A 26,977-nucleotide genomic window follows, 5' to 3' on the forward strand; every position below is an offset into this window, starting at 1 on the left:
GGCGCGGAGCCGGACGCGGACCGGAGCCGGACGCGGAGCCGGACGCGGAGCCGGAGCCGGACGCGGAGCCGGAGCCGCACGCGGAGCCGGAGCCGGACGCGGAGCCGGAGCCGGACGCGGAGCCGGAGCCGGACGCGGAGCCGGAGCCGGAGCCGGAGCCGGAGCCGGACGCGGAGCCGGAGCCGGACGCGGAGCCGGAGCCGGACGCGGAGCCGGAGCCGGACGCGGAGCCGGACGCGGAGCCGGACGCGGAGCCGGAGCCGGACGCGGAGCCGGAGCCGGAGCCGGACGCGGAGCCGGACGCGGAGCCGGACGCGGAGCCGGAGCCGGAGCCGGAACCGGACGCGGATCCGGAAGAACCGGAACCAGACGTGGATCCAGAGCCGGAGCCAGACGTGGATCCGGCGCCGGCGCCTCCCCCGCCGCTCACACCCTCTGCGCTACTCGCCGCGGTACGTGAACCGCAGCTCGTAGTCGCACAGGTGGAACACGTCGCCCTCGTCGATGCGCTTGTTGTCGATGCGCATGCCCTTGTAGTCGATGCCGTTGGTCGACCCGAGGTCCTTGATATAGAACGTGCCGTTACGGCGGATCACCGCGGCGTGCTTGCGCGAGATGTTGCCGTCCTTGATCGCCAGGTCGCTGGTCTTGGACCCGCGGCCGATGATGAACTGGTCCTTGGCGACCGGGTAGCGCTGGCCGTTGAACATCAGGAACAGCGTCGAGCCGGCCGGGCTCATCATCGGGGGCGGCGCCGGCGCGGGCGCCGGCGCGGGCGCCGGCTGGGCGGCGGCGCCGTAGTTCGACGTCGGTCCCGGTCGGCCGCCGTGCGGCATCCCGCCGCCGCCCATGTGGCCGGCCGGGGTCGGCGGCGCCGGGCGGCGCGGGCTCGACGCGGTCGGGGGCTGGGCCATCGGCCCCGGCGGCTGGGTCCCGGGCTGGGGGCGTCGGCTCGGCGGCCCCGCGGGCGCCATCGGCTGCTGACCGCTCGACGACGCGCCGGGCGCGCCCTGGGCCGGGTAGTTCTTCGAGCGGGCGTAGTACCGCATCGACTCGTTGATCAAGTAGTCGATCGAGCAGTCGAAGTCGTTCGCCATCTGCTCGAACGTCTCCCACAGGACGTCGCGGCAGTAGAAGTGGCGCATCGTCTTCTTGCTCTGGTCCATCCGCGCGAAGCTCCTGCGTGACTTGATCGACAACCGCTCGATCGGGCTGCCCCCCCCGGGAGGGCAAAAAAACAATACTACTTGTCCGCGCCGGGCGCTCTATTTCGACGCGCCTTTAGCGCAGCGTCGCGGCGAGCTCGGTCGCGCGCTGGCCCAGGGTCGGTAGCGGCTTCTGCTCCTTCTTGGGGAGGTCCGACTGGTCGCCCCAGTAGCCCAGCAGCTTGGCCTTGTCACCGCCCAGCGCCGCGATCCGCTCGACCTCGGCCTTGCCGCCCAGGCTCGCCAGCGCCTCGATCCCGATCCATCGCGCGACCCAGTTCGAGCTGGTCGTCAGCGCCTGCGCCGCCGCGATCAGGCCGTCGCGATCCCCGAGCTGGGCCAGGGGCGTCACCACCGCGCCCATCAGGATCTCCTTCTGGTAGCCGTCGCGGGTCGACAGCGAGCCGGCGACCTCGGTCAACGCCTTGGCGCCACCGCACCGGATGGCGTTATTTGCGCCGACCCAGCGGAACCGCGGATCGCGGTGGGCCTGGTTGACCATCGCCAGCAGCGGGTCGAGGCAGCCCGGCAGCCCGGCGGCGCGGATCAGCTCGACCGCGTCGTTCGCGATCCGGGCCGACTGGTTGTCGTCGCGCGCGATCGCGCCCAGGCGATCGAGGCTGGTCGCCAGCGCCGCCGGCGCCCCCACCGGGAACAGCCCCGCCGGATCGATGTAGACCTGGTAGAGCGCGTTGATCGCGCGCTCGGTCAGGGTCGAGTCGCCCCGGTCCATCACGGCGATCTCGACCACCAGCTTGACCGCGTCGGGCGAGCCCGACGCCGCCAGCCCCAGCAGCAGCTGATCGCCGATCTTGGGGCGGCGCCCGTCCTTGTCGGGCGCGGCGATGACCCGGTTCGCGACCGCGATCAAGCGCTCGCCGGCCTTGGGCCCGAGCGCCCGCATGATCGCCGCGCCGCGGAAGCGCCCGGTGGCCGCGCGGCCCTCGTAGTAGCCGCCGGTCAGCCAGTCGGTCAGGTAGCCGTCGATGACCGCCCGGGTCTCGTCGTCGGCCAGCGGCCGCAGCTCGAACAAGGCGTCCTTGCCGATCTCCTGGAGCGAGGTCGGCTGCGCCATCTCGCCCTCGATCCGCGCGATCGCCCACAGCCGCGGCGCCAGCTTGGCCAGCACCTGATCGCGCCGGGCCGGCGCCATCGCGTCGAACATCGCCTTGGCGTCCTGATCGTTGCCGCGCTTGTACAGGTTCTCGGCCGCGTGGGCCGACAGATCCGGATCGATCGAGCCGTTCTTCATCGTCGACTTCAGCTTGCTCAGCCCCTTCTTCGAGGTGAGCCACTTGTCGATGCTGGCGTGGTTGGTCTTCTCGCACGCCGCGCCCAGCGTCAGGGCCAGGACGACGAAGATGATCGCGACGGACTTCGGCACGGGCGTCAGCATACCAGGCAGAGACGGTGCTACCGTGCCGCGGTGCGCCGATCGCCCTGCACTGCCGTCGCGGTCGTCGCGGCCCTGGCGTCCGCGGCGGGCCCGGTCCGCGCGTCGCCGGCCGACGATCCCGCCACCGACGGCGCGGTGTTCGCCGGCGTCACCGGCGCCGATCCGGCCAACGCCACGACCAACCCGGCGGCGCTCTTGCGGCTGGTGCCGGGCGTGCATGTGTTCACGATCGCGACCGGCAGCTACGAGCGCGTCAAGGTCGATCAGCGGACGATCGATCCGGACACCGGCGCCGTCGGCGCGGGGCCCAGCCTCACCGACGCGGTCTTCGGCGGCGGCGTCACCGCCGGGTTCGCGGTCGCGTCGCCGCGGCGCATGGTCGCGGTGCTGGCGTCGGTGCGCCCGCCCGACGAGACCATCGACGACCCGGCGGTCGGCTACCACACCCGCGGCAGCCGCACGCGGCGGATCGACTGGGCGACCCTGGCCGGCGGCTTCAGCATCACCAGCCGCCTGTACCTCGGCCTGGCCGGCACGCTCGCCGATCGTCACCACGTGCTCGCGTTCGCGCGCGACACCGCGCTCGACGCCGGCCGCGATCCGACCCGAGGCCTCGGCAGCGACTGCGGCGGCGCCCCGTGCGGGCTCGGCGACCCGGCGGCGCGGGAGCTGTGGCGCATCGACGTCGAGCCCTCGTCGCTGCCGACCACCGACAACCTCATGTACACGGTCGGCGTCCTGGCGAAGCTGCCCGGCGGCATCTGGCTGGGGCTGGCGGCCGAGCGCCCGTGGCAGCTCGGCCGCTTCACGATGACCGGCGACGTGACGATCGTGCGGGCCCCGCGCGACGGCGGCGGCACGCTCCGCGGCGACGCGGTCGTGTACCAGCACCTGCCTGAGGTCATCCGGTTCGGCGGGCGCGGCCCGCTCACGCGCACCTGGGAGGTCACCGGCGAGCTGCGGTGGCGCCGCCTGGCCCGGGTCGATCCGGTCGACGTGCGCGTCTTCGGCGCCGATCTCGCGGGCACCGACGTGCCCGAGCTGACGCTGCGGCCGTCGGGCCTCACCGACGCGGTCGCGATCCAGGCCGGCGTCGAGCAGCTCGATCGCGGTCAGACCTGGCGGGCCGGCGCCCGGCTCGGCCTCGACACCGGCGCGGTCAGCGCCGATCACCTGTCGCCGCGGGCGCCGTGGGGCCGCCAGGTCACCGCCGCCGCGGGCCTGCAGGTCCGGCTCGCGCGGTGGACGCTGCAGCTCGGGTACCGCGTCGATCTGCAGCTGCCGACCTCGACCGGCGCCAGCGCGTTCGATCCGCTCGACCGGATCGCGTGCGCCGAGGCCGACTACGACTACGACCTGCCGGCGTGCGCGACCGTGCGCGCCGGCTACGGCACGACCACCGCCGCCGGCGACTACAGCCGCCAGACCCACACGCTCCGGCTCGCGCTCGGGTTCGTGCTGCCGTGATCGTGATCTACGGCGCCAGCGGGGCCATCGGTCACCGCATCGCCGCGGCGCTGGTCGATCGCGGCGCCGAGGTCCGGCTCGCCGGGCGCGATCGCGTGCGGCTGCTCGGCGTCGCCGACGAGCTGGGGCTGGTGCCGGCCGACGTGTGCGCGGCGCCGATCCACGATCCGGCGGCGCTGGCGCGGGCGTTCGCCGACGCGACCTGCGTCGTCAGCGCGGCCGGGCCCTACGGTCGGGTCGGCGCCGCGGTCGCGGCCGCGGCGCTGGCGGCCGACGCCCACTACCTCGATCTCGCGATCGAGCCCGGGTTCGTGCGGACGCTCTACGAGGAGCACGAGTCCGAGGCCCGCCGCCGCGCGCGGTGCGTCGTCAGCGGCCTCGGCACGCTCGGCGCGCTCGGCGACTGGGCCGCCGACGCCGCCGCCGGCGCGCTGCCGGCGGCGCCCGACGACGACGCGCCCCTCGACGAGATCGAGATCGCGTACGCGTTCGACGGCGCGCGGTTCGCCACCGGCATGGCCCGGTCGCTGGTAGCGACGCTGGCGGGGCCGGCGCTGGCGTGGCGGCGCGGCCGCTGGGATCAGATCGACCCCACCAGCCGCGGCCGCACGATCGATTTCGGCGAGCTGGGGGCACGCCGCGCCCGCGCGCTGGCGACGACCGAGGCCGTGACCGTGCCGCGGCGGTGGGCGGTCCGGCAGCTCGACACGTTCGTCGCGCCGACCGGCGCGCCCTGGCTCGATCGCGCGATCGGCGCCGCGGCGCCGCTCTTGCGCTGGCTGCCGGGCGCGGCCGCGACCGTCGAGGCGCTGATCGATCCCGGGCGCGCGCCCGCCGACGCCGCCGACGCCGCGGCGCGGTTCGCCGTGGTCGCGCGGGCCCGGCGCGGCGACGCCCAGGCGACGGTCGCGGTGAGCGGCGCCGACGTCTACGCGACCTCGGCCGCGATCGTCAGCCGGCTCGCCCACGCGCTCGCGACCGGCGCGCTCGATGGCGGCGGCGTGCTGACGCCCAGCCAGCTGCTCGCCGGCGAGCGCGCGCTCGGCGCCACGCCCGATCTCGTGATCACCCGCGTCGGGCCGTGACGCGCGCGCGCCGCTCGATTCTCGCGCGCGGGCGATGCGAACCTGCCGGACCCTGGTAGAACCGTGCGATGGCATCGGTTCCGGCTGGCGTGACCCTCGAGGCCGAAGGCACGATCGGCCGGCTCGCGGTGCGCCGCTGGCGGCTCGGCAACGGCCTCGGCGTGGTGTGCGCGGTCGACCCGAGCGCGCCGATCGTGTCGTACCAGACCTGGTTCCGCGTCGGCTCGCGCCACGAGGAGCCCGGCAAGACCGGCCTCGCGCACCTGTTCGAGCACCTGATGTTCAGCCAGACCGAGCGGCTCGGGCCCGGCGAGTTCGACCGCGTGGTCGAGGCCACCGGCGGCGAGTCGAACGCCGCCACCTGGGTCGACTGGACCCACTACCGGCTGAGCCTCCCGGCCCACGAGCTGCCGCTGGCGATCGAGCTCGAGAGCGATCGCATGCACCGGCTGGTGCTCGAGCCCGCGACGATCGAGCCCGAGCGCGACGTCGTCACCAACGAGCGCCGCGAGCGGGTCGAGGACGACGTCGACGGCTGGCTCGACGAGCAGCTGATGGCCACCGCCTTCGACGTCCACCCGTACCGCTGGCCGACGATCGGCTGGATGGCCGACATCCGCGCGGTCACCGTCGATGACATCCGCGCGTTCTACCGGACCTGGTACGCGCCCAACAACGCCACCCTGGTCGTGGTCGGCGCCGTCGACGAGCACGACCTCCTGACCCGGATCGAGGCCGCCTACGGCCAGCTCGCGCCGGCCGCGCTGCCGCCAGCGCGCGAGGTCGTCGAGCCGCCGCCGACCGAGGCGCGCCAGAAGATCGCGCCGCGACCGATCGCCAGCGATCGCGTGCTCCTGGGCTGGCGCGCGGTTGGCCAGGCCCACCCCGACTGGGCGCCGCTCGAGCTGACGACGACGCTGCTGGCCGGCAGCCCGTCGGCGCGGCTGCACCGCCGGCTGGTGATCGAGCGCGAGCTGGTCTCGACCGTCGACATCCAGCTGACGCCGTTCCGCGATCCATCGCTGTACCGGGTCGCGATGACCTGCACCCGCGGGCACCGCGCCGCCGAGGCGATCGCCGAGCTCGACCTGGTCCTGGCCGAGGTCGCGGCCGAGGGCGTCACCGCCGCCGAGCTGGCCAAGGCGAAGAACCTCACCGAGACCGACTTCTGGGCCCAGCTGGTCGACGCCGACGGCAAGGCCGAGGCCCTCGGCCACCACGAGACCGCGCTCGGTGACTTCCGGTCGCTGGCCGAGCTCGGCGAGCGCCTGGCGGCGGTCACGCTCGACGACGTGACCCGCGTGATCCGGACGTACCTGGTGCCGACCGCCCGCACGGTCGTGATCGCGGAGCCCGACGGCGACGGCGACGACGACGGCGACGGCGACGACGACGGCGACGGTGACGACGACCTCGGCGACGACGACGATCGCGGCGATGACGACGACGGCCACGACGACGATGGCGGTGCCGCGTGATCGACGCCATCGCCGGCACCCGGGTCGTGACCGCCGCCGCCAGCGACGCGCCGCTGGTCTGGATCGACGTCGCGATCGCGGGCGGCGCCTCGGCCGATCCGGTCGGCCTCGAGGGCCTGCACCGCCACGCCGCGCTCCTGGCCCGGCGCGGCGCCGGCGCGCGCGATCGCGCGGCCTTCGACGACGCCCTCGACAGCCTCGGCGCCGCGATCGAGGTCTCGATCGGGCGCGACGCGGTGACGCTGTCGGCGCTGTGCCTGACCCGCAACCTCGAGCCGGTCGTCGCGCTGATGGCCGACGTGCTGGCCGCGCCGCGGTTCGCCGACGACGAGCACGCGCGCCTGATGCGCGAGACCCCGCAGGTGCTCGACGAGGTCCGCGACGACGACGGCGCGCTCGCGACCCGCTGGTTCGATCACGAGGTCTGTCCCGGCCACCCCTACGCCCGGACCGCGCTCGGCACCGAGGCGTCGCTGGCCGCGCTCGGTCGCGCCGCGGCCCAGGCGCTGTGGCGGCGCGAGGTGGTCGCGGCCAACCTGATCATCGGCATCGCCGGCGACGTCGATGGCGTCACCGCCCAGCGCATCGCGGCCCAGCTGGTCGCCGGGCTGCCGGCCCAGCCGGCGCCGACGCCGATCGCGTTCACCGCCGGCACCGGCGGCCGGGAGCCGCGCCTGATCGTCGTCGACAAGGCCGATCGCACCCAGGCCCAGCTGCGCTTCGGCCACCTCGGCCCGCGGTTCGGCGACGACGACACCGCGGCGATGCTCGCGCTCGAGACCGGCTTCGGCGGCATGTTCTCCGCCCGGCTCATGCAAGAGATCCGCGTCAAGCGCGGCTGGAGCTACGGCGCCGGCTGCGCGCTGCGGCGCTCGCGTCAGCCGCACTGGTTCGAGCTGTGGATGGCCACCGGGATCGACGTCGCCGGCCCGGCCTGCCGCCTCACCCACGATCTGTTCGCGGCCCTGGCCGAGGACGGCCTGACCGAGGCCGAGCTCGCCCTCGCGCGCTCGTACCTGGTCGGCTCGCTGCCGTTCCACCTCGCGACCGCGCGCCAGCGCATGCAGCTCGCGATGCGCGACGCGCTGTTCGGCCTGCCGGTCGGCTACACCGCCGAGCTGCCGGCCCGGGTCGCGCAGCTCTCGGTCGACGAGGTCCGCGCCGCCGCCCGTCGCCACCTGCACCCCGAGCGCCTGGTCACGGTCGCCGTCACGACCGCCGCGACCGCCCGCGCGGGCCTGGTCGCCGCGGCCATCGGCGCGCCGCGCGAGGTCGAGTTCGACGCGTACTGAGATCGCCGGCCCCACGGCCGGGCCCGCCCGCGATACGATGGGGGCCATGGCCCGAACGCCGCTGGTCCTGACCGCTGCAGTGATCGCCCTCGCGCTGACCGGCGCGTGCAAGAAGAAGGACAAGCCGCAGCCCCCCGCGGATCCGTGGGCCGCCGGCTCGGCCAGCTCGGCCGGCTCGGCCGGCTCGACCGCGGCCCCCGGCGATCTCACCGCCAAGCCCAAGGGCGCCGACACCGCGCCGCCGCCCATGGCGTCGAGCTTCGGCGCGGCCGCCGGCGACAAGCTGGCCAAGCTCACCGCCCCGGCGCCCGCCCCCGACGCCGCCGCGCCGTCCCCCGTCGCCGCGCTGGCCGCGCCGATCGACCCGGCCGGCATCACCAAGGACGGGCTGCCGACCCTGGCCGTGCGCGGCTTCGCCGGGGTCCAGCAGACCGGGTTTCGCGTGGCGTACGCGCCGTCGAAGAACCCCACCCACGAGCAGTTCCGCCAGGTGCTCTCGCACAACCACATCTTCGAGGCCGTCGCCGAGGGCCTCAACAAGACCGTCCGGCTGCCGCGCACGATCGACATCCAGCTCGTCGACTGCGGCGCGATCAACGCCTACTACGATCCCAACAACGGCCGCATCATCGTCTGCTACGAGCTGCTCAGCTACTTCGTCGACGTGTTCAAGCCCACCGCGCAGAACGACGACCAGCTCGGCCAGGCGGTCATCGGCGCGACGATCTTCAGCTTCTATCACGAGAGCGGCCACGCGCTGATCCACCAGCTCGACCTGCCCGCGGTCGGGCGCGAGGAGGACGCGGTCGATCAGCTCGCGACGTTGATCCTGATGGCCGCCGGCGACGACGGCGTCGGCATGGCGCTGTCGGGCGCGTACTGGTTCCAGCTGCAGCAGAAGTCCGGCAACGAGACGCCGTTCTGGGACGAGCACGCGTTCGAGGGCCAGCGCTTCTACAACATCATGTGCCTGATCTACGGCTCCGATCCGAAGAAGTACGCCGGGTTCGTGGCGTCGGGCAACCTGCCCGAGGCCCGCGCCCAGCGCTGCCAGGAGGAGTACGGCAAGACCCAGCGCAGCTGGGAGAAGCTCCTGCAGCCGCACCTGACCAACGACGCCGCCGAGGAGATCGACTACACGCCGTCGGTGCCGGTGGCCGAGACCACGCCCGACACGCAGGTCCCCACCGTCCCGACCGCCGACGACGGCGACGACGACGGCGCCGACGACCCGATCGCGGCGCCGCCCGCGCGCGGCGGCCACGCGATCACCTGCGAGCGGGTCGCCGAGAAGGCGGTCGAGCTGATCGCCACCGAGGCCGAGCAACAGCTCGGCGAGCTCTCGGCCGAGGCGCAGACGCAGGCCATCGACGAGATCAAGGCCAACCTCCCGGCGTTCCTCGAGCAGTTCCTGGCCCAGTGCGCCAAGGAGGACTGGCCGGACAAGGACCGCCAGTGCGTGCTCGACGCGCGCACGCTCGATCAGGCCTCGCGCTGCGGCACCTGACCTTCAGCGGGTTCGCCGCCGAACCCAGGCAGGTGCAGGGGCCTCCGGCGACCGCGGTCTCGCCCGGATCAGGCCGGCACCTGCGCTACGCCCTGACGAGCGCCCTCGGTGCGCATATATATGCGCCCATGCATGGGCCTATCGAAGGCCGATCAAAGACCGGCCACAGCCGCGTCTGACGAGGCCTACTCGCCGTCGGTCGGGGCGATGTCGTCGGCCGGGACCACCTCGTCGGTGTTCGGCCGCGCGACGATCTCGACGCCGCGCTGGTGGGCCGGCAGCGCCGCGCGCTCGGCCGGGGTCAGCAACGCCGCGTCGAGCTGGCCCAGCCGCTCGATCTCGGCGAGGGCGTTGAAGCCGCCGACGAAGTGACCGCGCAGGTACACGTACGGCACGGTGTGCTGCTTGGTCTCGCTCGACAGGCGCACCTGCAGCGCCTCGTGCTCGGGCTGCTCGATGTCGACGAAGTCGTAGTCGACCTTGTACTTCTCGAGCACGGTCATCGCGCGGCCGGTCCACGGGCAGCTGCTCTTGCCGTAGATCTGGGCCTTGATGTCGGGGTCGCCGAGCGCGTCGGACTTGACCGGCGGCGGCGTGGTCGCCGCCACGGCGATCGCCTGGGCCACCGGGGCCGGCACCGGCCGCGCGGCCGCCGGGGCGCCGCCGAACCGGGCCTTCAGCTTGGCCAGGCGGGGATCGTGGGTCCAGCGGTCCTGGAGGTAGTCGCGCAGGTCGCCCCCCAGCTCGTCGGCGCGATCGATCGCGGTGAGGACCGAGGTCTTGACCTTGGCGGCGAGGTCCTTGGGCAGCTTCAGCGACGACAGTGGCGAGGGCATCGGACCGGCACCATAGTGGGGGCTCCGCCGACGGGCAAGCGGATCCCGTCGGTCGCGCCCGCCGTGGCGCGCGGGCCCTCCGGCGTCAGGCCGGCGGTAGTGGCGCCGGCCGCGGGATCAGCCGCACCGGGTTGCCCTCGACGTCCGCGCACTCGCAGCAGGCCGCGCCGGCCCACGACCAGGGGGCCTTGGCTGACCGCCGGCGTCGAGCACGGCCACGATCAGCCGAAGACCTTGCGGACCAGCTCGCCGGTGCTCGCCAGGTTGATCAGCTCGATCCGGCCGCCGACGCAGTCGCCGGCGATGAACACCACCGGCAGCCGGTAGCCGGCGCTGTCGCGGCGGACCGCGGCCTGGCCCGCGGGGTCCTCCTCGAGGCTCATCTCCCGGTACGGGATCTTGTGGGCGTCGAGGATCTCGGTGAGGCGCGGCACGTCGCGCCGCTGCTTGTCGAGGAAGTACACGATCACCGGCGCCGCCTCCCGGGCCCCGGTCGACGGCGCGGGCGCCGCGGCGGCCGCTGGCCCCGACGGCGCGGTCGCGCTGGCCGCGGTGTAGCCGGCGGCGAACGCGCGGCGATCGGCCAGCTCCTCCGGCGACGCCAGCGGTCGCCCCAGCCGATCGTTCAACCGGCGCGCGGACTCGGAACCAGACAGCGCTCGCCAGCCGGCGGCGCGCACGCGATCGAGGACGCTCATCGGGCGGTTGTAGCTCAACCCGGCCCCGCCGCCATCGCTCCGACGTGGCGATCGAGGAACGCCAGGGTCGCCGCCAGCACCGCGGCGGGCGCCTCGAGCTGGGGGTAGTGCCCGACCCCGGGCAGCTCGACGACGTCGGGCCGCGGCACCAGCGCGCGGTAGCGCTCGACCATGTGCGCGCCCGAGATCGGGTCGGCCAGGCCGTCGATGACCCGCACCGGGATCGACGCGTCCACCAGCGCGCCGACCCAGCGCGCGCGGTGGCGCCGGCGCTCGGCGATGTACCCGAGCAGGCGCGGCATCGCCGCCTTGCCGCCGGCCCGGGCCGCCAGGGTCCACATCGCGTCGAGCTCGGCCTCGGTCGGGGGCGCCGCGCCGGCGATCGCGCGCATGCTGCGGTCGAAGGTCCGGCGCGACGACAGCGGCGCCAGGAGCGGCCCCAGCGGCGACGCCAGCAGCCGCTGGATCGGCCGGGCCCGGTGGGTCTCAGGGAACAGGCCGCCGTTGAGCAGGACCAGCGCCTGCACCGCCAGCGCCGGCGCCCCGCCCCGCCCGCGCGCGAGCAGCTCCTGGGCGACCGTGTCGCCGTAGTCGTGGGCCAGCACCGCCGCCCGGTCGACCCCGGCCCAGGCCGCGACCGCCTCGACCAGATCGGCCTGGTCGGCGATCCGGTAGCGCTGCCGCGGCTTGGCCGACAGCCCGAGCCCCAGCAGGTCGCACGCGATCAGGCGGTAGCGGGCCGCCAGCCCGGCCCACAGCGGCCACCAGTCCCACGACCCGGTCGGGAAGCCGTGGATCAGCACCAGCGGCGGCGCGGTGGCCGCGCCGTCGACCCGCGCGAACACGTCGTGGTCCCGCCAGCGCACGTAGGTGCCCAGGGCTCGCCACTGCTCGACCGTGGGCATCGCGGGCTGGCTCATCGCGGCATCGTAACGCAGCGCGGCCACGCCCCCTGGCGGCCTTCGCGACAACTGGACGCGTGCGCGCTACGTGACCTCGTCGACCTCCGCCTGCATCGAGTCCTGGCGGCCTTCGCGACAACTGGACGCGTGCGCGCGGCCGCGACGATGCCTAGGTTGAGCGTGCGCCCGCGAGCGCGTCGCCCGTGATCGCTGCCTGGAGGCCCCCATGTCCGAACGCCCTCGTCGCCCTGTGATCGTCGTCGCCGTCGACCTGTCCGAGTACTCCGACGCGGTCCTCACCCACGCCTTCGATCAGGCCGCCCGCATGGAGCGCCCCGCCGTCCACATCCTGGCGGTCGTGTCCGACGAGCACGGGCTGTGGCACCGCCCGACCGAGGCCGAGCTCAGCGAGCGCGAGGATCACACCAAGGCCGCGCTGGTGGTGCTGGCCCGGCGCGTGCTCGACGACGCGGTGCCCGCCGTCACCCGCGAGCACTGGAACGTGCGCCTCCACGTGCGCCGGGGCCACCCCGACGAGCAGATCGTCGAGCTGACCGAGCAGGTCATGGCCGATCTCCTGGTCATCGGCCGCTACGGCCACTCGCGCCGCCGGCTCGGCTCGATCGCCGACCGGGTGCTGGCCCAGGCCGAGTGCCCGGTCCTGGTCGTGTCGGCCATCCGCGAGCACAGCGCGACCGACCGCCAGTGCCCGGACTGCGTCGTGGTGCGCGCCGACAGCAGCGGCGAGGAGTGGTTCTGCCCCGCGCACCACGGCGGCCGCGCCAGCTCGACCGTCGTGCGGCTCGGCAGCAACTTCGCCCGCGGCGGCTGGTGACCGCCGGGTAGGCCCGCGCGTCGGCGGGGCGATCGTCCAGGCTCGTCCGGTGGGAGCGCTACATGCAGTCGACCGGGTCGCCCGGCCCCCACACGGCCGTGGTCGGCGCGCCGCCGGTCGCGAACGCGGCGATCACCGCGCCGAACGTCCGCGGTGAGCCCGCCGCGACCACGGTGACGCCGAACGTGGCCGCGTTGTTCGACAGGGTCTCGTGCTTGTCGCAGGGCGGCCCGAACACCGCGGGCGTCCGCGCGAACGGCTCCTCGGGCGTCGACGCCGGCAGCGCCAGCAGGTCGGCCCGCACCAGCTCGGCGAACAGCGCCAGCGACATCAGGCCCCGGCCCGGCACCGTGAACATCGCGTCGATCAGGTTGCTCGAGATCAGGTCGTCCTTGAGGCCCATGCGGACCACGAACGGCGAGGTGAGGTGGTCGCGCACGACGTGCCCCTCGTCGTTGCAGCGCCAGGCCGTGCTCGGATCGTTGGCGGCGTGCCAGGTCGCGCAGCTGACGTCGGGCTGGCGCCCCTGCAACGCGCCGGTGTCGGCGGTCATCGCCGCCTCGTAGGTGCAGGCGCCGGTCGCCGCGCACACGGTCGAGGTCGACCAGTCGAGCGCGGCCAGGTCGGGCTTGAAGATCGAGTCGATGATCGCCAGGTACGCCAGCGGGCAGGTCGCGCCGGTGCAGGCGGTGTTGTGGGCCCGCAGGTAGTCGCGCACGCGGTCGGCGTTGTGGATCACGCCGGTGCCGCCGGCCGACGCGCCCGCCAGCACGACCGCGTCGGCGTCATCGAGATCTGGCAGCTCGACGCTGCCGCCGCCGAGGGTGTACGGCGGCGGCGCGGCGCCGTCTCGGCGCATCGTCGCCAGCACCGCGTCGAGGATCCGGGCGCCGGCGAACGCGATCCGGAAGCGCACCGGCGCGCCGCTGATCGGGTGGTGGCCGTCGACGTCGACCGCGCCGGCGGTGCCGCCCCAGCCGTCGCTCGAGCAGTACCGGATGAACACCTGGTTCCCGTCGCCGAGCGGGTTGGGCTCGCCCAGCGCGCCGCCGCGGGCCATGACGCCGTCGCCGCCGATGCCCATCGCGGGCGACAGGGTCGCGGTCATCTGGGTCATGCCGAAGTTGGTGTCGACCGAGCACCACCGCGCTGCGCACGCGTCGGGGCTCCCGCAGCCGCCGCCGCCCTGGAGCTGGATCACCCAGCGGTTGCGCGCCGCGGCCGTCGCCGCCGGCCGCACGTAGAAGAACGCGCGGGTGCCGTCGTTGCAGCGGGCCTCGGGGAACGCCACCGGGTCGAGGTCGACCCGCTGGAGTTCGACGCCCGGAGCCAGCCCGCCGGCCGCCGCCGGCCTGCCGCAGTCGAGCACGTCGCCGATCCACGGCGTCGCCGCCGCGTCGACCACGTCGGCATCGACCGGGGCTTCAGCGTCGACGCCCCCGTCGACAGCCGGGGCATCGGCGACGCCACCGCAGGCGACCACGGACAGGAGCAGGCTCGGCATGAGGCGCATGGGACGATCCTGAGCAAGGTCGATGCCCGCGTAACGTCGAGAGATCCTGAGGTGACCGGGACGTCGAGGTCCCGGCCGGAGACGATCGGGACGATCAGGTCCGCGCCGGGACCTCGAGGCCGCGGACCACCGCCGGCCGGGCCAGGAACGCCTGCAGCACGCGGTCGACGTGCGCGAAGTCGGCGTACCCGACCAGATCGCCAGCCTGGTAGAAGCCGACCAGCGCCCGCACCCACGGCCAGATCGCGATGTCGGCGATCGTGAACTCGTCGCCCATGATCCAGGCGCGGTCGCCGAGGTGCTGGTCGAGGACGCCGAGCAGTCGCCGCGACTCGCCGACGTAGCGATCGCGCGGCCGCTTGTCCTCGTAGTCCTTGCCCGCGAACTTGTGGAAGAAGCCGAGCTGCCCGAACATCGGCCCGACGCCGCCCATCTGGAACATCAACCACTGGATCGTCTGGTAGCGCGCCGCGGGATCCTTGGGGACCAGCTGCCCGGTCTTGTCGGCGATGTAGATCAGGATCGCGCCCGACTCGAACAGCGCCAGCGGCTGCCCGCCCGGCCCGGCGGGATCGAGGATGGCCGGGATCTTGTTGTTGGGGTTGAGCGACAGGAACTCCGCGGACATCTGGTCGTTGGTGTCGAAGCGCACCAGGTGCGGCTCGTACGCGAGGCCGGTCTCCTCGAGGGCGATCGACACCTTCACGCCGTTGGGCGTCGGCAGCGAGTAGAGCTGGAGCCGGTCAGGGTGCTGCGCCGGCCACTTCTTGGTGATGGGAAAGTCGGAGAGCGAGGTCATCGCGCCGACTGTGCCACGCCTTCACCGCGGCGCGCGGCGCGCACCGGCTGCCCGATCGGTCGGGTCATGGCCTCGAGATCCGGAACCTGGAGGCGGCGCCGACGCCGGCGCCGCGGCGGGTGCCGAATGCAGGTGCCGCGCCGCATGGCACCTCGACGTCCCACGCTGCGGCGCGCCCCGGCAGACGCACGTGACCTGAGGGTCCCGGCAGAGTTCAGCGGTGCGCGCGATCACCGCGTGTTGCGGACTGGCCCGGGACCTGCTGAAGCCCCACGCATGACGCGTGCGTCGCGACGATCCAGTACGCCGACGTGGCGCTGAACGCGCGGGTCATCAACACCACCGCGATCCCCTGAGCGCGAGCGCCGCATCCGGAACCGGAACCGGAACCGGAACCGGAACCGGAACCGGAACCGGAACCCGGCACGGGCGCCCTGCGAGGCCCAGCCCCTCACCCGCCCCGTCGGTCGGTCTCAGTTGATGACGTTGAGCGCCTTGCGGCCAGCCGGGATGGCGGGGCGCGCCTCGATCGAGCCGTCGTCGACCTCGGGCGCCACGGTGACGATCGAGGTCTTCTTGGTGGTCTTGGCCGCGGCCTTGCGGGCGACCGCCAGGACGTGGTCGTGGGCCGCGTGCTCGGCCTTGCTGTGGGCGCGGGTCACGACCTCGATGGCCTTGTTCTTCCAGTACGCCAGCTTGCTGCGCTTGGCGCCGACCTCGTAGACCAGGTCCGCGGTCGTCGAGCCCGACTTGTGCGGGCTCTTGTGGAACGCGTGGTTGAGCTCGGGGTGCCGGGCGAGGTAGGCGCGGACCTCGTCCATGGTCATGCCGACGTCGGCGAGGGCCCGGTCGACCTCCTTCTGCGCCGCCTGCTTGGCCTTGAACAGCTGCATCTGCACGCGCGAGTACACGTTCACGGCGCCGTCGCCGTTGGTCTCGATCGGCAGGAAGATCGCCTGCGGGTACAGCTCGGTGATGAACGACTGGATGCCGTCGGACACCGACGAGCTCGGCATGCACCCGAACGGCTTGACCGACAGGGTCATGTTGACCTTCGAGTACGCCACGTTCTGGATCAGCTTGCCGACCTCCATGTGGCCCTCGCCGCCGCGGAGGTTGTTGTCGTAGAACGCGTGCGAGATCTCGGCGATCGCGTCCATGTCCGACAGGTGGTGATCGTGGAGGCCCAGGCCGGCCGCGATCGTCTGGAACATGCCGCGCAGGACCTTCTCGCCGGCCCACAGCGACACCATGCGCTTGCGCACGTCGACGCCCTCGAGCGAGAACTTCGAGCCGCCCTCGGCGTCCTTCTTCTTGTCGGTGCCGCGCAGGACCGCGCGGTGCTTGGTGTCGTACCGACCCTGCCAGACCATGTAGAGCAGCCAGGCGGTGACGATCTGGATGTCGACCTCGGCGCCCTCGCCCTCGAGGAAGCGCTGGAGGCCGTAGTTGCCGTCGCCCTCGGTGGTCATCGCCCAGAACTCGCCGATGATGCCGACCTTGGGCTTGACCTTGGTGCGGTCGACCTTGACCGCGCCGATGATCCGGCGCGACTGGTAGAGCGCCTTGAGCAGCGAGGTGTTGCCGGCGAAGGCGGCGGCGATCAGGCCCTTGGCCCGCTCGAGCGCGCGGTCGGTGGCCCCGGCCTCGACCTCGTAGGGGCGGACCCGGTAGCCCAGCACGTTGAGCGCGTCGCCGATCAGCACGGCGCGGATGACGCCCCAGAAGAACTGCGGGTCCATCTTCAGGCCGATCTCGTCGCCGGTCGCCTGCTTGAGGCCGCCGGTCTGCTGGAACAGCAGCACGCGGAAGCCGTCGAAGCCGGAGTCGCGCAGGGCCTTGCGGTACTCGGTGACGTAGGTGCCGAAGCGGCACGGGCCGCAGGCGCCGGCCGTGATGAAGACGTGGTTCTTGACGATGTCCTCGGTCTTCATGCCCTGCTCGCGCAGGCCGTCGAGGTACTTCACCAGGTTGCCGACCGTGAAGTAGGTCGGGTTGCACTGGCCACGGTTGCCGTACTCGCGCCCGTACTGCAGGGCGTCGTTGTCGGGCGTGTCCATCGCCATGACCTTGTAGCCGATGCCGCGCAGCGCCGACTGGATGAACAGGTCGTGGGCCATCGTCAGGCCGCTCACCAGGATCGTCGTGTGGGCGCGCTGGGCCGCGGTGAACTCGCGCGGCACCTCGTCGATCCACATCTTCGCGTGCTGGGTCGGCAGGCCGAGCCGGACCCGCTCCTCCGACTCGAACTTGGCCAGCTCGGCCTCGATGGCGTCGATCGAGAGGCCGTCGACGTTGGTGCCGTTGTTTCCGGGGGCGGTCGGGGCGTTTGGCGGGGGTGGGCTGCGGTGGTGGCCGATCGTGGGTGGGGCCCCGACCGGGCGGCCGGGCGGGGAGGGTTGCACCTGCGGGGAGGGGTTGGCGACAGACCCTCAACGAAGGACCGCGAGCTGCGGCGCCCGCTTGCCGCTGCCCTTGGGCGAGGACGCGGCCAGCAGGTCGCGCAGCACGGCCAGCTGGGTCTCGACGGTGGTGTCGGTCTTGCCGATGCCGGCGAGCTGCTGCTGGAGCCGCTCGAGCAGCTCGACCCGCTTGCGCGCGACGCCGAGCTCGAGTTCCTTCTGCTTCTCGCCCTGATCCTCGAGCTTCTCGCGCAGGAGCATCAGCGTGTGGGCGTAGGTCTTGACGCGGATCTTGATCGAGCCCGACGGCTTGTTGGCGTCGATGTCGTGCAGCGCCGAGTAGGCCTTGCCGGCCGAGGCGATGATCGAGTCGATCAGGCCGTAGGTCGGGGCGTCGTGGCCGCACTTGAACGACGACAGGTCCATGACCGCGACGTTGGGGTGGCGCGACGCGAACTTCGCGGCCCACACCTTCTGGACCGAGTTGACCGAGTAGTTCTCGGGCCAGACGTCGGACACGTCGCGCGGGTCGTCGATGTGCCCGAGCTTGAGGTCCTGGGCGAAGATCGGATCGAGGTACGCGCGGTTCTTCGGGATCGACCGCATCGACAGGATCGGGTAGCCGAGCGCCTGGAACTCCTCGAGCACGGCGTGGTTCATGCCCGGGTCGTTGTGGTAGGGGCGGCCGATCATCAGCAGGGCCACGCGGTTCTCGGCGGTGACCTGGTCGAGCATCTCCTTGCCCTTGACCTCCATCTGCCGGTCGAACTCGTCGAGGGCCGCGAACGCCTGGTCGATGGCCCAGTCGTTCTCGTCCTCGGTGATGCCCAGGAGCGGCCCCCACTCGGCGAACATCTGCTTCTTGCACATCAGCCGCTCGTTGAGCGTCACCGCGGTGTCGAGGTAGCTGATGCCGCGCTCGGCGAAGAAGTCGGTCTCCTTGGTGAACGCCGCGCGGATGACCTTGGGCGTGCCTGACACGACCGGGCACGACGCCGTGTCCATCGTGTTGACGTTGTACGTCGGCACGTGGGTCATCGCCGGGAAGAAGACGTAGTTGAGCGGCTTCTTCTCGTGGTGCTTGAAGAGCAGGTTGTGGATGTGCGCCTGGCACACCTTCGACGGGTAGCAGGGGTCGACCGAGCCGTACTTGCAGCCGGCCTGCCACAGCTCCTCGCTGGTCTCGTCCGAGAAGACGACGTTGCGCGAGTCGACGCCGATCGACTCGAAGTACGCGCGCCAGAACGGGCCGGTCGACCACAGGTTGAGCACCCGCGGGATGCCGATGCGCGCGTCCTTGCGCTTGGCCGCGACCTCGGCGCTCGAGCGCTCGAACGGCCGGACGACGTCCTTGCGCAGCACCCGCCCGGTCAGCGTGCGCTTGACCGAGACGTCGGCCTTGGGCGAGCCGGCGGCCGGCATCGGCGCCGGCGTGTAGAAGCTCTTGAACGCCAGCTTGGCCTCGTAGTCGACCAGGTTGGGGAACTTCTTCATCCGGCCCTGCCGCTCCTTGTTGAGCGTCTTGAGCGCGTCGAGGTTCTCGACCGTGCCCTTCTCGCACGAGAAGCCCGAGATGTAGCGGGCCTTGTTGCCGTCGAGGGTCGCGGTGTCGATGAACGTGCGCGAGCAGTTGTTCGGGCAGAAGTTGCAGCGCGTGGTCTCGTCGTTGGTCGACGTGTAGTGGATGTCGATCGCCTGATCGAGGCCGACGAACGTGGTCTTGCCGCGGCGCTTGGTGACGCGCAGCGCCTCGAACGCGGCGCCGATCGCGCCGGCCTCGCCGCAGTGCGGGTGCAGGTAGACCTCGGCGTTGGGGACCCGCTTCTCGATGTAGTCGACCTGGGCCTTGAGCGCGGCCAGGTTCTTCTGGGTGCCGCCCTGCAGCACGAACACCTTGCCCAGCTCGGCCATGCGCGGGATCTGGACGACGTACTGCCAGACGTTCTTGGGCAGCACCAGCGCCAGCCCGGCGAGCAGCTCCTCGCGCGAGTAGCCCTCCTTCTGGAAGTTGACGCGGTCGGAGTCGAGGAAGACCGCGCAGCCGTAGCTGAACTTGGGCGCCAGCCGGGCCTGGAACGCGACCTCGGCGTACTGCTTGACCGGCAGGCCGAACTGGTCGGCCATCGCCTGGAGCAGCATGCCGTTGCCGGCCGAGCAGCTGTTGCTCAGGCGGAAGTTCTTGACGTCCCCGTTCTGCATGAACATCACCTTGATGTCCTGGCCGCCGATGTCGCAGATGACGTCGACGTTGGGGAACCAGCGCTTGGCGCTCATCATGTGGGCGACGGTCTCGACGATGTTGGCGTCGGCGCCCAGCGACTTCTCGAGCACGTCGCCGGCGTAGCCGGTGACGCCGAAGCCGGTGACCTCGATCGTGGCGCCCTGATCGGCCGCCCACTGCCGCATCTCCGCGAACATCTCGCGCATGTCGGCGATCGGGTTGCCCTTCGAGAGGATGTAGACCTTCTTGAGGATGTTCTCGTGCTCGTCGATGAGCACGCACTTGCTCGAGGTCGAGCCGCCGTCGAGGCCGATCACGCCGCGGTAGATCTTGCCGGCCTCGAGCTGCGCGTCCTCGTAGTGCGGGGTCTGGTACTTGTCCTCGAACGTCAGCCGCTGGGCGTCCTGCTCGACCAGGCCGGGGCCGGCCGACTCGCCGAGCTTGGCCTTGCGCCCGTGGTTGATGAACTCCTTGAGCGGGTCGACGCCGCGGAACACGCCGATGTTGGCGGGCTCGTGGATGCCGAACAGGACCGCGCCGTAGGCGGCGTACAGGTCGGCGTTCTTGGGCACGAAGATCAGCTCTTCGATCGGCACGGTCTTGTCGTACTCGTAGCCGCGCTCGGCCCACGACTCCGGGATGCGCAGGCGCCAGCACTGCTGCAGGAACGGCAGGTACGTGTTGGGGCCGCCGAGGAGCAGCACCTTGGCCTTGAGCGTGTTGCCGCGGGTGAGCACGGCCAGGTTCTGGCTGACGATCGCGTCGGCCAGCGAGTTCATGATCTCGTTGCGCGGGATGCCGCTCTTGACCAGGTTGACGATGTCGGTCTCGGCGAACACGCCGCACTTGGCGGCGACGTGGTGGAGCTTGCTCGGGTCGAACTGCAGGCCGGGCACGTCCTCCTTCGGCATGCCGACCTTGAGGACGCACTTGTCGATCGTGGCGCCGGTGCCCGACGCGCACTTGTCGTTCATCGAGGTCTGGGCGGTCTGATCGCCCGTCTCCTCGTTCTTCTTGAACATGATGATCTTGGCGTCCTGGCCGCCGAGCTCGATCACGCTGCCGACGTCGGGGTGGAGCTTCTCCACCGCCATCGTCACGGCGTTGACCTCCTGCACGAACTTGGCGCCGACGTGCGCCGCGATCGGCCCGCCGCCCGAGCCGGTGATGAACAGCCGGAAGTCGGTGTCCTTCACCGTCGGGAACGCCTCCTTGATCAGCGTCAGCATCTCGAGCGTCTTCTCGGGCTGACGGGTCTCGTGGCGCTCGTACTTGCTCCACAGGATCTCGAGGGTCTCGGGGTGGACGACGCACAGCTTCACGGTGGTGGAGCCGACGTCGACGCCGATGATGAGCTTCTGGGGAGTGGTCATGAGGTTCCTTGCTGCGTACGACCGGACTGACGGGTCAGTCTAGTCCCTGAACTGACGCGTCAGTCTATCCATGGACTGACACGTCAGTCTAGTGAAAATCGCAAGCGAGATCGCGACCTTCTCGGTCCGACCAGGTGCTACCTGACGGTGGCAGTGAACTCGGTTCCGGTGCGTACGATTCTACGCAGCGGCGACGCTTGCCTTGCCAGCATTCTCGAGCAGTTGGCGGCACCTCACCGCCGCGGGTGGCGCTGCGGCTCGAGGACCACGATCACGACCTGCAACGGCGAGCTCGCGCGCCGCGGATCGGATCCCTACTTGCGCAGCACGCCGCGCAGCGCGACGTCGACCAGCTCGCGGGTGACCTCGCCGATCCGGCCCTCGACCTCGTCGGCGTGCGTGATGCAGTACTCGACGATGCCGCGCACCAGGCCGAGCAGCGCCGCGGCGGTGCGCTCGGGCGGGCACGGCCGCAGGATGCCGAGCGCGGCCCCCTGCCCCAGCGAGCGCGCGATCACCGTGCGGATCTCGTCGTAGAACCCCTGCAGCCGCGCCGCGGCCTCAGCGTCGGGCGTCCAGGTCGAGCTGAGCAGCACGACCGCGAGCGGGCGGTCGGCGACGATGAACTCGAGCACCCGGGCGATGCCGTCGAGCAGCTGGACCTCGGGCGGCGGCGCGCTCGCGGCGGTGTCGACGTGGACGATCCGCGTGCGCAGCTCGGCCATGGCCTCGTCGAGCAGCGCGCCGAAGACGGCCTCCTTGCTCTCGAAGTAGAGGTAGAACGTGCCGCGGGCGATCTCGGCGCGGTCGATGATCGCGCCGATCGACGCCCCGTGGTAGCCGGCGTCGGCGAAGACCACCTTGGCGGCGTCGAGGATCTGCCGCCGGCGCTCGGCCCGGGCGACCGAGGCGCGATCCTCGTCGAGCGGCGGCCGGGCCACGGTCAGCCGCCCTTCCGCGACTGGAACGCGACGATCGCCCGCTCGAGCTGGGTCCGCACCGCCTTGAGCGCCAGCTTGCCGGCGATGATCTCGCCCTCCTCGGCGTGGCGCGCGATCTCGGCCTCGAGCGCGCGCGCGAACGGCGCGTGGTCGGCGTACAGGTTGATCTCGTCGTAGACGCCGTGGGAGAGGCGGGTGAAGTTGGCGGAGCCGATGTCGACCCAGCGGTGATCGATCACGACCGCCTTGGAGTGGACCATCCGCGGCAGCACCACGATCCGCAGGTGATCGGGGCCGCCGGTCAGGCGCCGCAGGGTCTCGCAGGTCGAGCGGTTCGAGTTGCCGAGCACGTCGGCGCGGGCCGCGGTGACCAGCGTGACCGCGACCCCGCGCTCGATCGCGCGGACCAGCGCGCGGGTGAAGCGGACGTCGCCGAGGTAGGCCATCTCGACGGTCAGCGCGGTCTTGGCGCTGTCGATCAGCCCCAGCCGGTGGGTCAGCATGGGGCAGGTCTTGGGCCGGTGGGCGGAGCGGCTGTGGACCAGGAAGTCGAGCCCGCGCGACGGATCGAACTCGTCGTCGCCGGCCATGCGCTGGCGCAAGCGCGCGACGTGATCGGCGCCGTCGAGCTCGACCATCAGGTCGACCCAGTCGTGGCGGTGGTTGTCGCCGATGCCCATCGAGCCGAGGCACATCCACTCGTCGTCGACGACGTAGACCTTCGAGTGATCGAAGCGGTTGCGCAGGTGCTCGACCTTGATGTTCGGGTGCGCGAGCACCGCCTGCGACAGCGCGTTGGGCCGCTGCCGGAACGAGCCCTTGGCCCGGAACACCGCGCCCAGGAACCACGCCTGGACCCCGTGGACCGGGTTGACGCGCTTGTGGAAGAAGCTCTGCTTGTTGCCGCCGGCGTACTCGTAGACCGCGGCGATGCGGTCCTTGTGGATCCGGACCTGGGCCCCGCGCTCGGCGGCGCGCAGCACCGCCTCGCCGAGCAGGTTGCCGGCGTCGTCGTCGCGCCACAGGAACGCGCGGATGTCGACCGAGCGCGTGGCCGAGCGGATCCGCTCGACGATGCGCTGGAACGCGACCTCGCCGGTGCCCACCACCCGCGGGCCGGCGTCGTCGGGCAGCGGCCGCGAGTGCGCGAGCATGTCGACCCCGACCGAGGTCGGCGACGGCAGGCCCCGCCGGGCGCGCCGCCGACCCCATCTCCGCGGGGGACGCGCGCCGGGCGTCACGGCCGGGATCACAGGCTTGGTACGACGGGCCATGGCAGCGGGGGTATACGGGTACCGCGCCGCGCGAGGCCACGCAAGCCGCGTCGCGCGGCCGAGCTCCAGGCGGGTGGCGAGGCCGACGCCGGTTCCGGCGCCGTCCTTGACCTGGTGCGCCGACCGGACGATTCCGACCCCCACGCCGGCGATCATCTCCAGGGGCCTCGTGCCAGCTGCGCGAGGCACAGGCCGTCGCGCTGTGTCGTTGCGCCTCGCCCCGAGCGCGCGTCGACGCCGTGGACGGATCACGCTCACCCGGTCGGAGTGCTACAGGCGCGCGGCCATGCCGACGAACGGGAACGCGCCGCCGTCCCCGCAGTCGACGTCGTCGCACGTGTTGGTCGCGAAGCCGAAGCCGAGGCCGCCGTCCAGAGCGAACCGGCCGCTGGCGGCGCGCATGCCGAGGAAGCCGCCGGTCAGGGCCTCGTCGCCGTCCCGGGTCTGGTGGAGCTCGCCCACCAGCTGCACGCCGCGGCCGTACGCGACGCCGACGCCGGCCAGGACCGGCACGGTGTCCTCACCGGAGAACCCGAGGAAGTTGAGCGACAGCGTGACGGCGCCCACGCACGCGGCGTCGACACAGGCGGTGCCCTCGACGTGCGGGTTGTAGAGCGTGTCGCCGTCGGCCGAGTAGGTCGTGAGCCCCGCGGCGACCGCGAACCGAGCGCTGCGCCAGAGCTGGCCCTTGACGCTCAGGCCAGCGACCGCGCCCTCATCGACGACGGTGATCATGTTGACGCCGACCTCGACGCGGTCGGTCACGCCGAGCCGGAGCCCGACGGCCGCGACCGGCAGCAACGGCGCGCGCACGTCGAAGGTCACGTGCCCGCGAGGGGTGGTGAGCGCGGTCTCGGCGAAGTACGATCGGCCCGCGGCCGCGTCATCGCGGCGACGCCGATCGAGCCCGACCGGCTCGGCCGAGGTGTCGGTGATCGCCGGCTCGGCGACCGGCGCAGTCGCGCTGGGACCGACCGCGTAGGCCGGGACCGCCGTGACCTCGATCGCGTCGGCCGCGGCGACGCGGGTCGGCGCCTCGTCCCTGGCGTCGGGCATCGGCGCGGCGGCCGAGACATCCGTGGCGTCGAGCGCCGCGGGGGCATCAGCGAGCGCGGCCGTAGGGGCGAACACCAGGGCCAGGGCGACGAGGCGGCTCATGGTGCGAGCATCTCAGCAAGCGCGATGCCGCGGTCGTCGCGTCGCGCAAAGGTCTGCAACTACGCTCGCGCGCACGCGGCTCCGGTCAACCTCCAACAGAAAACCGTCAGGTCCCAGGACGCCGCCGTCACATGCTTCAGGACGCGACGCCGCAGCGAGCGGTCGTTGCGAAACACAACGACAAGTGCCCCGGCCCATCGGATAACGGCCGGAGATCGCGTAGGATCCAGCTGGCCGAGGGGTTGCTACCGCGGCAACGCTATGTGTGAAGTCCGGCTGACCGGTATCAGCAAGCGCTACGACGGGGCCAAGGCTACGCGCGCCGTCATCGAGCGCCTCGATCTGACGTTCCCGTCGGGGGAGCTGGTCGTGCTGATCGGGCCGTCGGGCTGCGGCAAGTCCACGACCCTGCGGATCGTCGCCGGCCTCGAGGAGCCGACCTCAGGCTCGGTGTGGATCGACGGCAAGGACGTCACCAACCTGCCGCCGGCGCAGCGCGACCTGGCGATGGTGTTCCAGAGCTACGCGCTGTACCCGCACATGACCGTGTTCGAGAACCTCGCGTTCGCGCTGCGCATCCGGCGCTCGCCCGAGGCCGAGATCACCGCGCGCGTGACCGAGGTCGCCGAGGCGCTGGGCCTGACGCCGTACCTCGAGCGGCGGCCCAAGGCGCTGTCGGGTGGCCAGCGCCAGCGCGTCGCGATCGGCCGCGCGGTCGTGCGGCGGCCCAAGGTGTTCTTGTTCGATGAGCCGCTGTCGAACCTCGACGCCAAGCTCCGGGGCGAGATGCGGCGCGAGATCGCGCGCATCCACCGCGACGCCGGGGCGACGTCGCTCTACGTCACCCACGATCAGATCGAGGCGATGACCCTGGCCGACCGGATCGTGGTCCTGCGCGACGGCGAGGTCCAGCAGGTCGGCAGCCCGCTCGACATCTACCAGCGCCCGGCCAACCGGTTCGTCGCCGGGTTCTTCGGCACGCCGACGATGAACTTCCTCGACGCCGCGGTCACCGACGACGACGCCGGCCACCGCGCCCGCGGCCTGGGCTTCGCGGTGCCGGCCCCGGCGCAGATCGGCGGCGCCGTGGTCCTGGGCATCCGCCCCGAGGACGTCACGCTCGAGCCCGCCGGCGATCGCGTGCCGCTGCCGGGCGCGGTGTCGCTGCGCGAGGTGCTGGGCGCCGAGGTGGTCCTGCACGTGACCTCGCCCGCCGGCGACGTGACCGTCCGCGCGCCGGCCCAGACCCCGGCCCGCACCGGCGACGCCGTCACGGTCTACCTCGACCCCGGCGCGCTGCACTGGTTCGACGCCGGCAGCCAGCAGCGCGTGGCCGCATGAAGACGCTCGGCGTGCTGGTGGTCGCGGCGCTGGCCGTGACCGGGTGCCGTCGCGACGACGCGGCGGTGACCCTGTGGCACGCCTACGACAAGGACGAGCGGGCCGCGCTCGAGGCCCTGGCCGCCGACTGGAACGAGGCCCACCCCGAGCGCCGCCTCGAGCTGGTGGCGATGCCGTACGACGGGTTCGGCGACAAGCTCGGCAGCGCGATCCCCAACGGCAACGGCCCCGACCTGTTCATCTACTCGCAGGATCGCCTGGGCGACTGGACCGCGGCCGGCGTGCTCGAGCCGATCGAGTTCTGGATCGACGACGCCACCGCCGCGCGGTACACGCCCGAGGCGCTGGCGGGCCTGGCCTACCACGACGCGCTCTGGGGCCTCCCGGTCGCGGTCAAGTCGCTGGCGCTGTTCGTCCGCACCGACCTGGTGCCGGTGCCGCCGCGCACGACCGACGAGCTGTTCGCGATGGCCCCGGCGCTGACCGCGCGCGGCATCTTCGCGCTGGCCTACCCGGTCGACGATCTCTACGCCCACGCGGCGTGGCTGCACGGCTTCGGCGGCCGCGCGATGGACGGCGATCAGCCGACGATCGCGACCGCGCCGGCGGTGGCGGCCGCGGCGTTCGCGCGCGAGCTGGTCGACCGCAAGGTCGTGCCGAAAGACGCCGACGGCGCGTTGACCGCGACCCTGTTCGCCGAGGGCAAGGCGGCGATGGCGATGTCGGGGCCGTGGTTCATCGCCGACATCCCCGAAGGAGTCCCGTACACGATCACGACGCTGCCGATCGTCAGCGCCACCGGGGAGGCGGCCGCGCCGTTCCTCGGCACCGAGGGCGTCATGATGAGCGCCCGCGCCCGCGACAAGGACGCGGCGATCGCCGTGGCGCTGGCGCTGACCAGCGACGACGCCGCCGCCAGCCGCGCCCGCCGGGCCGGCCAGGTCGTGCCCAACCCCGGCGCGTACCAGGGCGAGCTCGCCGACGACGCCACGCTCGCGAGCTTCCGGCGCCAGCTCGCGCACACCGTGCCGATGCCGGTGTCCCCGGCGATGCGGGCGGTCTGGACCCCGTACAAGAACGCGCTCGGCCAGATCGTGACCGGCGCGGCGTCGCCGTCGGCCGCGCTCGAGCGCGCCGCCAAGGACATCGCCACCTACTCGCGCACCGAGGCCCCGAAGTGACCGCGGGCGATCTCCGACGGGCGCTGCGCGACGTCGCGGTGATCGGCGCGATCCTGTGGCTGGTCGTGGTCAC

General features: G+C 72.5%; 20 protein-coding genes. 8 read left to right on the forward strand and 12 right to left on the reverse strand.

All coding sequences use genetic code 11. The annotated features are described in order from the left end of the window. Positions 1-440 precede the first annotated feature (440 nt). Positions 441-1,166, reverse strand: coding sequence for an FHA domain-containing protein (locus IPL61_11770; GenBank protein ID MBK9031985.1), 726 nt, complete (start codon positions 1,164-1,166; stop codon positions 441-443). Between the two features lie 115 nt (positions 1,167-1,281). Next, positions 1,282-2,589, reverse strand: coding sequence for a hypothetical protein (locus tag IPL61_11775; protein MBK9031986.1), 1,308 nt, complete (start codon positions 2,587-2,589; stop codon positions 1,282-1,284). A 42-nt stretch (positions 2,590-2,631) separates the two neighbouring features. Between IPL61_11775 and IPL61_11780 the strand changes: the two genes are divergently transcribed. The 5 genes from IPL61_11780 to IPL61_11800 all read left to right on the forward strand — a co-directional run bounded on the left by IPL61_11780 (position 2,632) and on the right by IPL61_11800 (position 9,430). Beyond that, positions 2,632-4,068 carry a hypothetical protein gene (locus IPL61_11780; protein ID MBK9031987.1) on the forward strand — a complete coding sequence of 479 codons (1,437 nt, stop codon included), beginning with the start codon at positions 2,632-2,634 and terminating at the stop codon, positions 4,066-4,068. After that, positions 4,065-5,153: a saccharopine dehydrogenase NADP-binding domain-containing protein gene (locus tag IPL61_11785; GenBank protein ID MBK9031988.1), complete on the forward strand. Its 1,089-nt coding sequence runs from the start codon at positions 4,065-4,067 to the stop codon at positions 5,151-5,153. Before IPL61_11780 ends, IPL61_11785 begins: the two co-directional genes overlap by 4 nt. Before the next feature lie 68 nt (positions 5,154-5,221). After that, complete coding sequence (locus IPL61_11790; protein ID MBK9031989.1) at positions 5,222-6,631, forward strand: insulinase family protein; 1,410 nt, start codon at positions 5,222-5,224, stop codon at positions 6,629-6,631. Beyond that, positions 6,628-7,923, forward strand: a complete 1,296-nt coding sequence (locus IPL61_11795) for an insulinase family protein (GenBank protein MBK9031990.1) — start codon at positions 6,628-6,630, stop codon at positions 7,921-7,923. Before IPL61_11790 ends, IPL61_11795 begins: the two co-directional genes overlap by 4 nt. 46 nt (positions 7,924-7,969) lie before the next feature. Then, on the forward strand, positions 7,970-9,430 hold the full coding sequence (locus tag IPL61_11800) for a hypothetical protein (protein MBK9031991.1): 1,461 nt from the start codon (positions 7,970-7,972) through the stop codon (positions 9,428-9,430). 185 nt (positions 9,431-9,615) lie between these two features. Here the strand turns inward: IPL61_11800 and IPL61_11805 are convergent, their stop codons facing one another. The 3 genes from IPL61_11805 to IPL61_11815 all read right to left on the reverse strand — a co-directional run bounded on the left by IPL61_11805 (position 9,616) and on the right by IPL61_11815 (position 11,884). After that, positions 9,616-10,266, reverse strand: coding sequence for a glutaredoxin (locus IPL61_11805; GenBank protein MBK9031992.1), 651 nt, complete (start codon positions 10,264-10,266; stop codon positions 9,616-9,618). Positions 10,267-10,487: 221 nt separating this feature from the next. Continuing rightward, positions 10,488-10,964 carry a hypothetical protein gene (locus tag IPL61_11810; protein MBK9031993.1) on the reverse strand — a complete coding sequence of 159 codons (477 nt, stop codon included), beginning with the start codon at positions 10,962-10,964 and terminating at the stop codon, positions 10,488-10,490. Positions 10,965-10,978: 14 nt separating this feature from the next. Next, positions 10,979-11,884 carry an alpha/beta hydrolase gene (locus IPL61_11815; protein MBK9031994.1) on the reverse strand — a complete coding sequence of 302 codons (906 nt, stop codon included), beginning with the start codon at positions 11,882-11,884 and terminating at the stop codon, positions 10,979-10,981. Between the two features lie 232 nt (positions 11,885-12,116). Here IPL61_11815 and IPL61_11820 point away from each other — a divergent pair, with 232 nt between their 5' ends. Next, entirely contained in the window at positions 12,117-12,701 is a 585-nt protein-coding gene (locus IPL61_11820) for a universal stress protein (GenBank protein MBK9031995.1), read from the forward strand. 58 nt (positions 12,702-12,759) lie between these two features. Here the strand turns inward: IPL61_11820 and IPL61_11825 are convergent, their stop codons facing one another. The 7 genes from IPL61_11825 to IPL61_11855 all read right to left on the reverse strand — a co-directional run bounded on the left by IPL61_11825 (position 12,760) and on the right by IPL61_11855 (position 24,382). Further along, positions 12,760-14,214 (reverse strand): hypothetical protein, encoded by a 1,455-nt coding sequence (locus IPL61_11825; GenBank protein ID MBK9031996.1) that lies wholly within the window; start codon positions 14,212-14,214, stop codon positions 12,760-12,762. A gap of 94 nt (positions 14,215-14,308) precedes the next feature. Further along, a complete protein-coding gene (locus IPL61_11830) occupies positions 14,309-15,013 on the reverse strand; it encodes a glutathione S-transferase N-terminal domain-containing protein (GenBank protein MBK9031997.1) in 705 nt (234 codons plus the stop codon). 473 nt (positions 15,014-15,486) lie between these two features. After that, complete coding sequence (locus tag IPL61_11835) at positions 15,487-17,418, reverse strand: 2-hydroxyglutaryl-CoA dehydratase (GenBank protein ID MBK9031998.1); 1,932 nt, start codon at positions 17,416-17,418, stop codon at positions 15,487-15,489. A gap of 27 nt (positions 17,419-17,445) precedes the next feature. Next, a complete protein-coding gene (locus IPL61_11840; protein ID MBK9031999.1) occupies positions 17,446-21,009 on the reverse strand; it encodes a CoA activase in 3,564 nt (1,187 codons plus the stop codon). A gap of 314 nt (positions 21,010-21,323) precedes the next feature. Further along, positions 21,324-21,950, reverse strand: a complete 627-nt coding sequence (locus tag IPL61_11845) for a TetR/AcrR family transcriptional regulator (protein ID MBK9032000.1) — start codon at positions 21,948-21,950, stop codon at positions 21,324-21,326. Between the two features lie 2 nt (positions 21,951-21,952). Beyond that, a complete protein-coding gene (locus IPL61_11850; protein ID MBK9032001.1) occupies positions 21,953-23,224 on the reverse strand; it encodes a phosphatidylserine/phosphatidylglycerophosphate/cardiolipin synthase family protein in 1,272 nt (423 codons plus the stop codon). 270 nt (positions 23,225-23,494) lie between these two features. After that, positions 23,495-24,382 carry a hypothetical protein gene (locus tag IPL61_11855; GenBank protein ID MBK9032002.1) on the reverse strand — a complete coding sequence of 296 codons (888 nt, stop codon included), beginning with the start codon at positions 24,380-24,382 and terminating at the stop codon, positions 23,495-23,497. 261 nt (positions 24,383-24,643) lie between these two features. Here IPL61_11855 and IPL61_11860 point away from each other — a divergent pair, with 261 nt between their 5' ends. Beyond that, a complete protein-coding gene (locus tag IPL61_11860) occupies positions 24,644-25,723 on the forward strand; it encodes an ABC transporter ATP-binding protein (protein ID MBK9032003.1) in 1,080 nt (359 codons plus the stop codon). Beyond that, the gene (locus IPL61_11865) at positions 25,720-26,904 is read left to right on the forward strand and encodes an extracellular solute-binding protein (GenBank protein ID MBK9032004.1); all 1,185 of its coding nucleotides are present in this window, start codon (positions 25,720-25,722) and stop codon (positions 26,902-26,904) included. The genes IPL61_11860 and IPL61_11865 overlap by 4 nt, the downstream gene beginning before the upstream one ends. Positions 26,905-26,977: the final 73 nt, after the last annotated feature.

This window comes from Myxococcales bacterium (assembly GCA_016717005.1).
GTDB lineage: Bacteria > Myxococcota_A > Polyangia > Haliangiales > Haliangiaceae > UBA2376.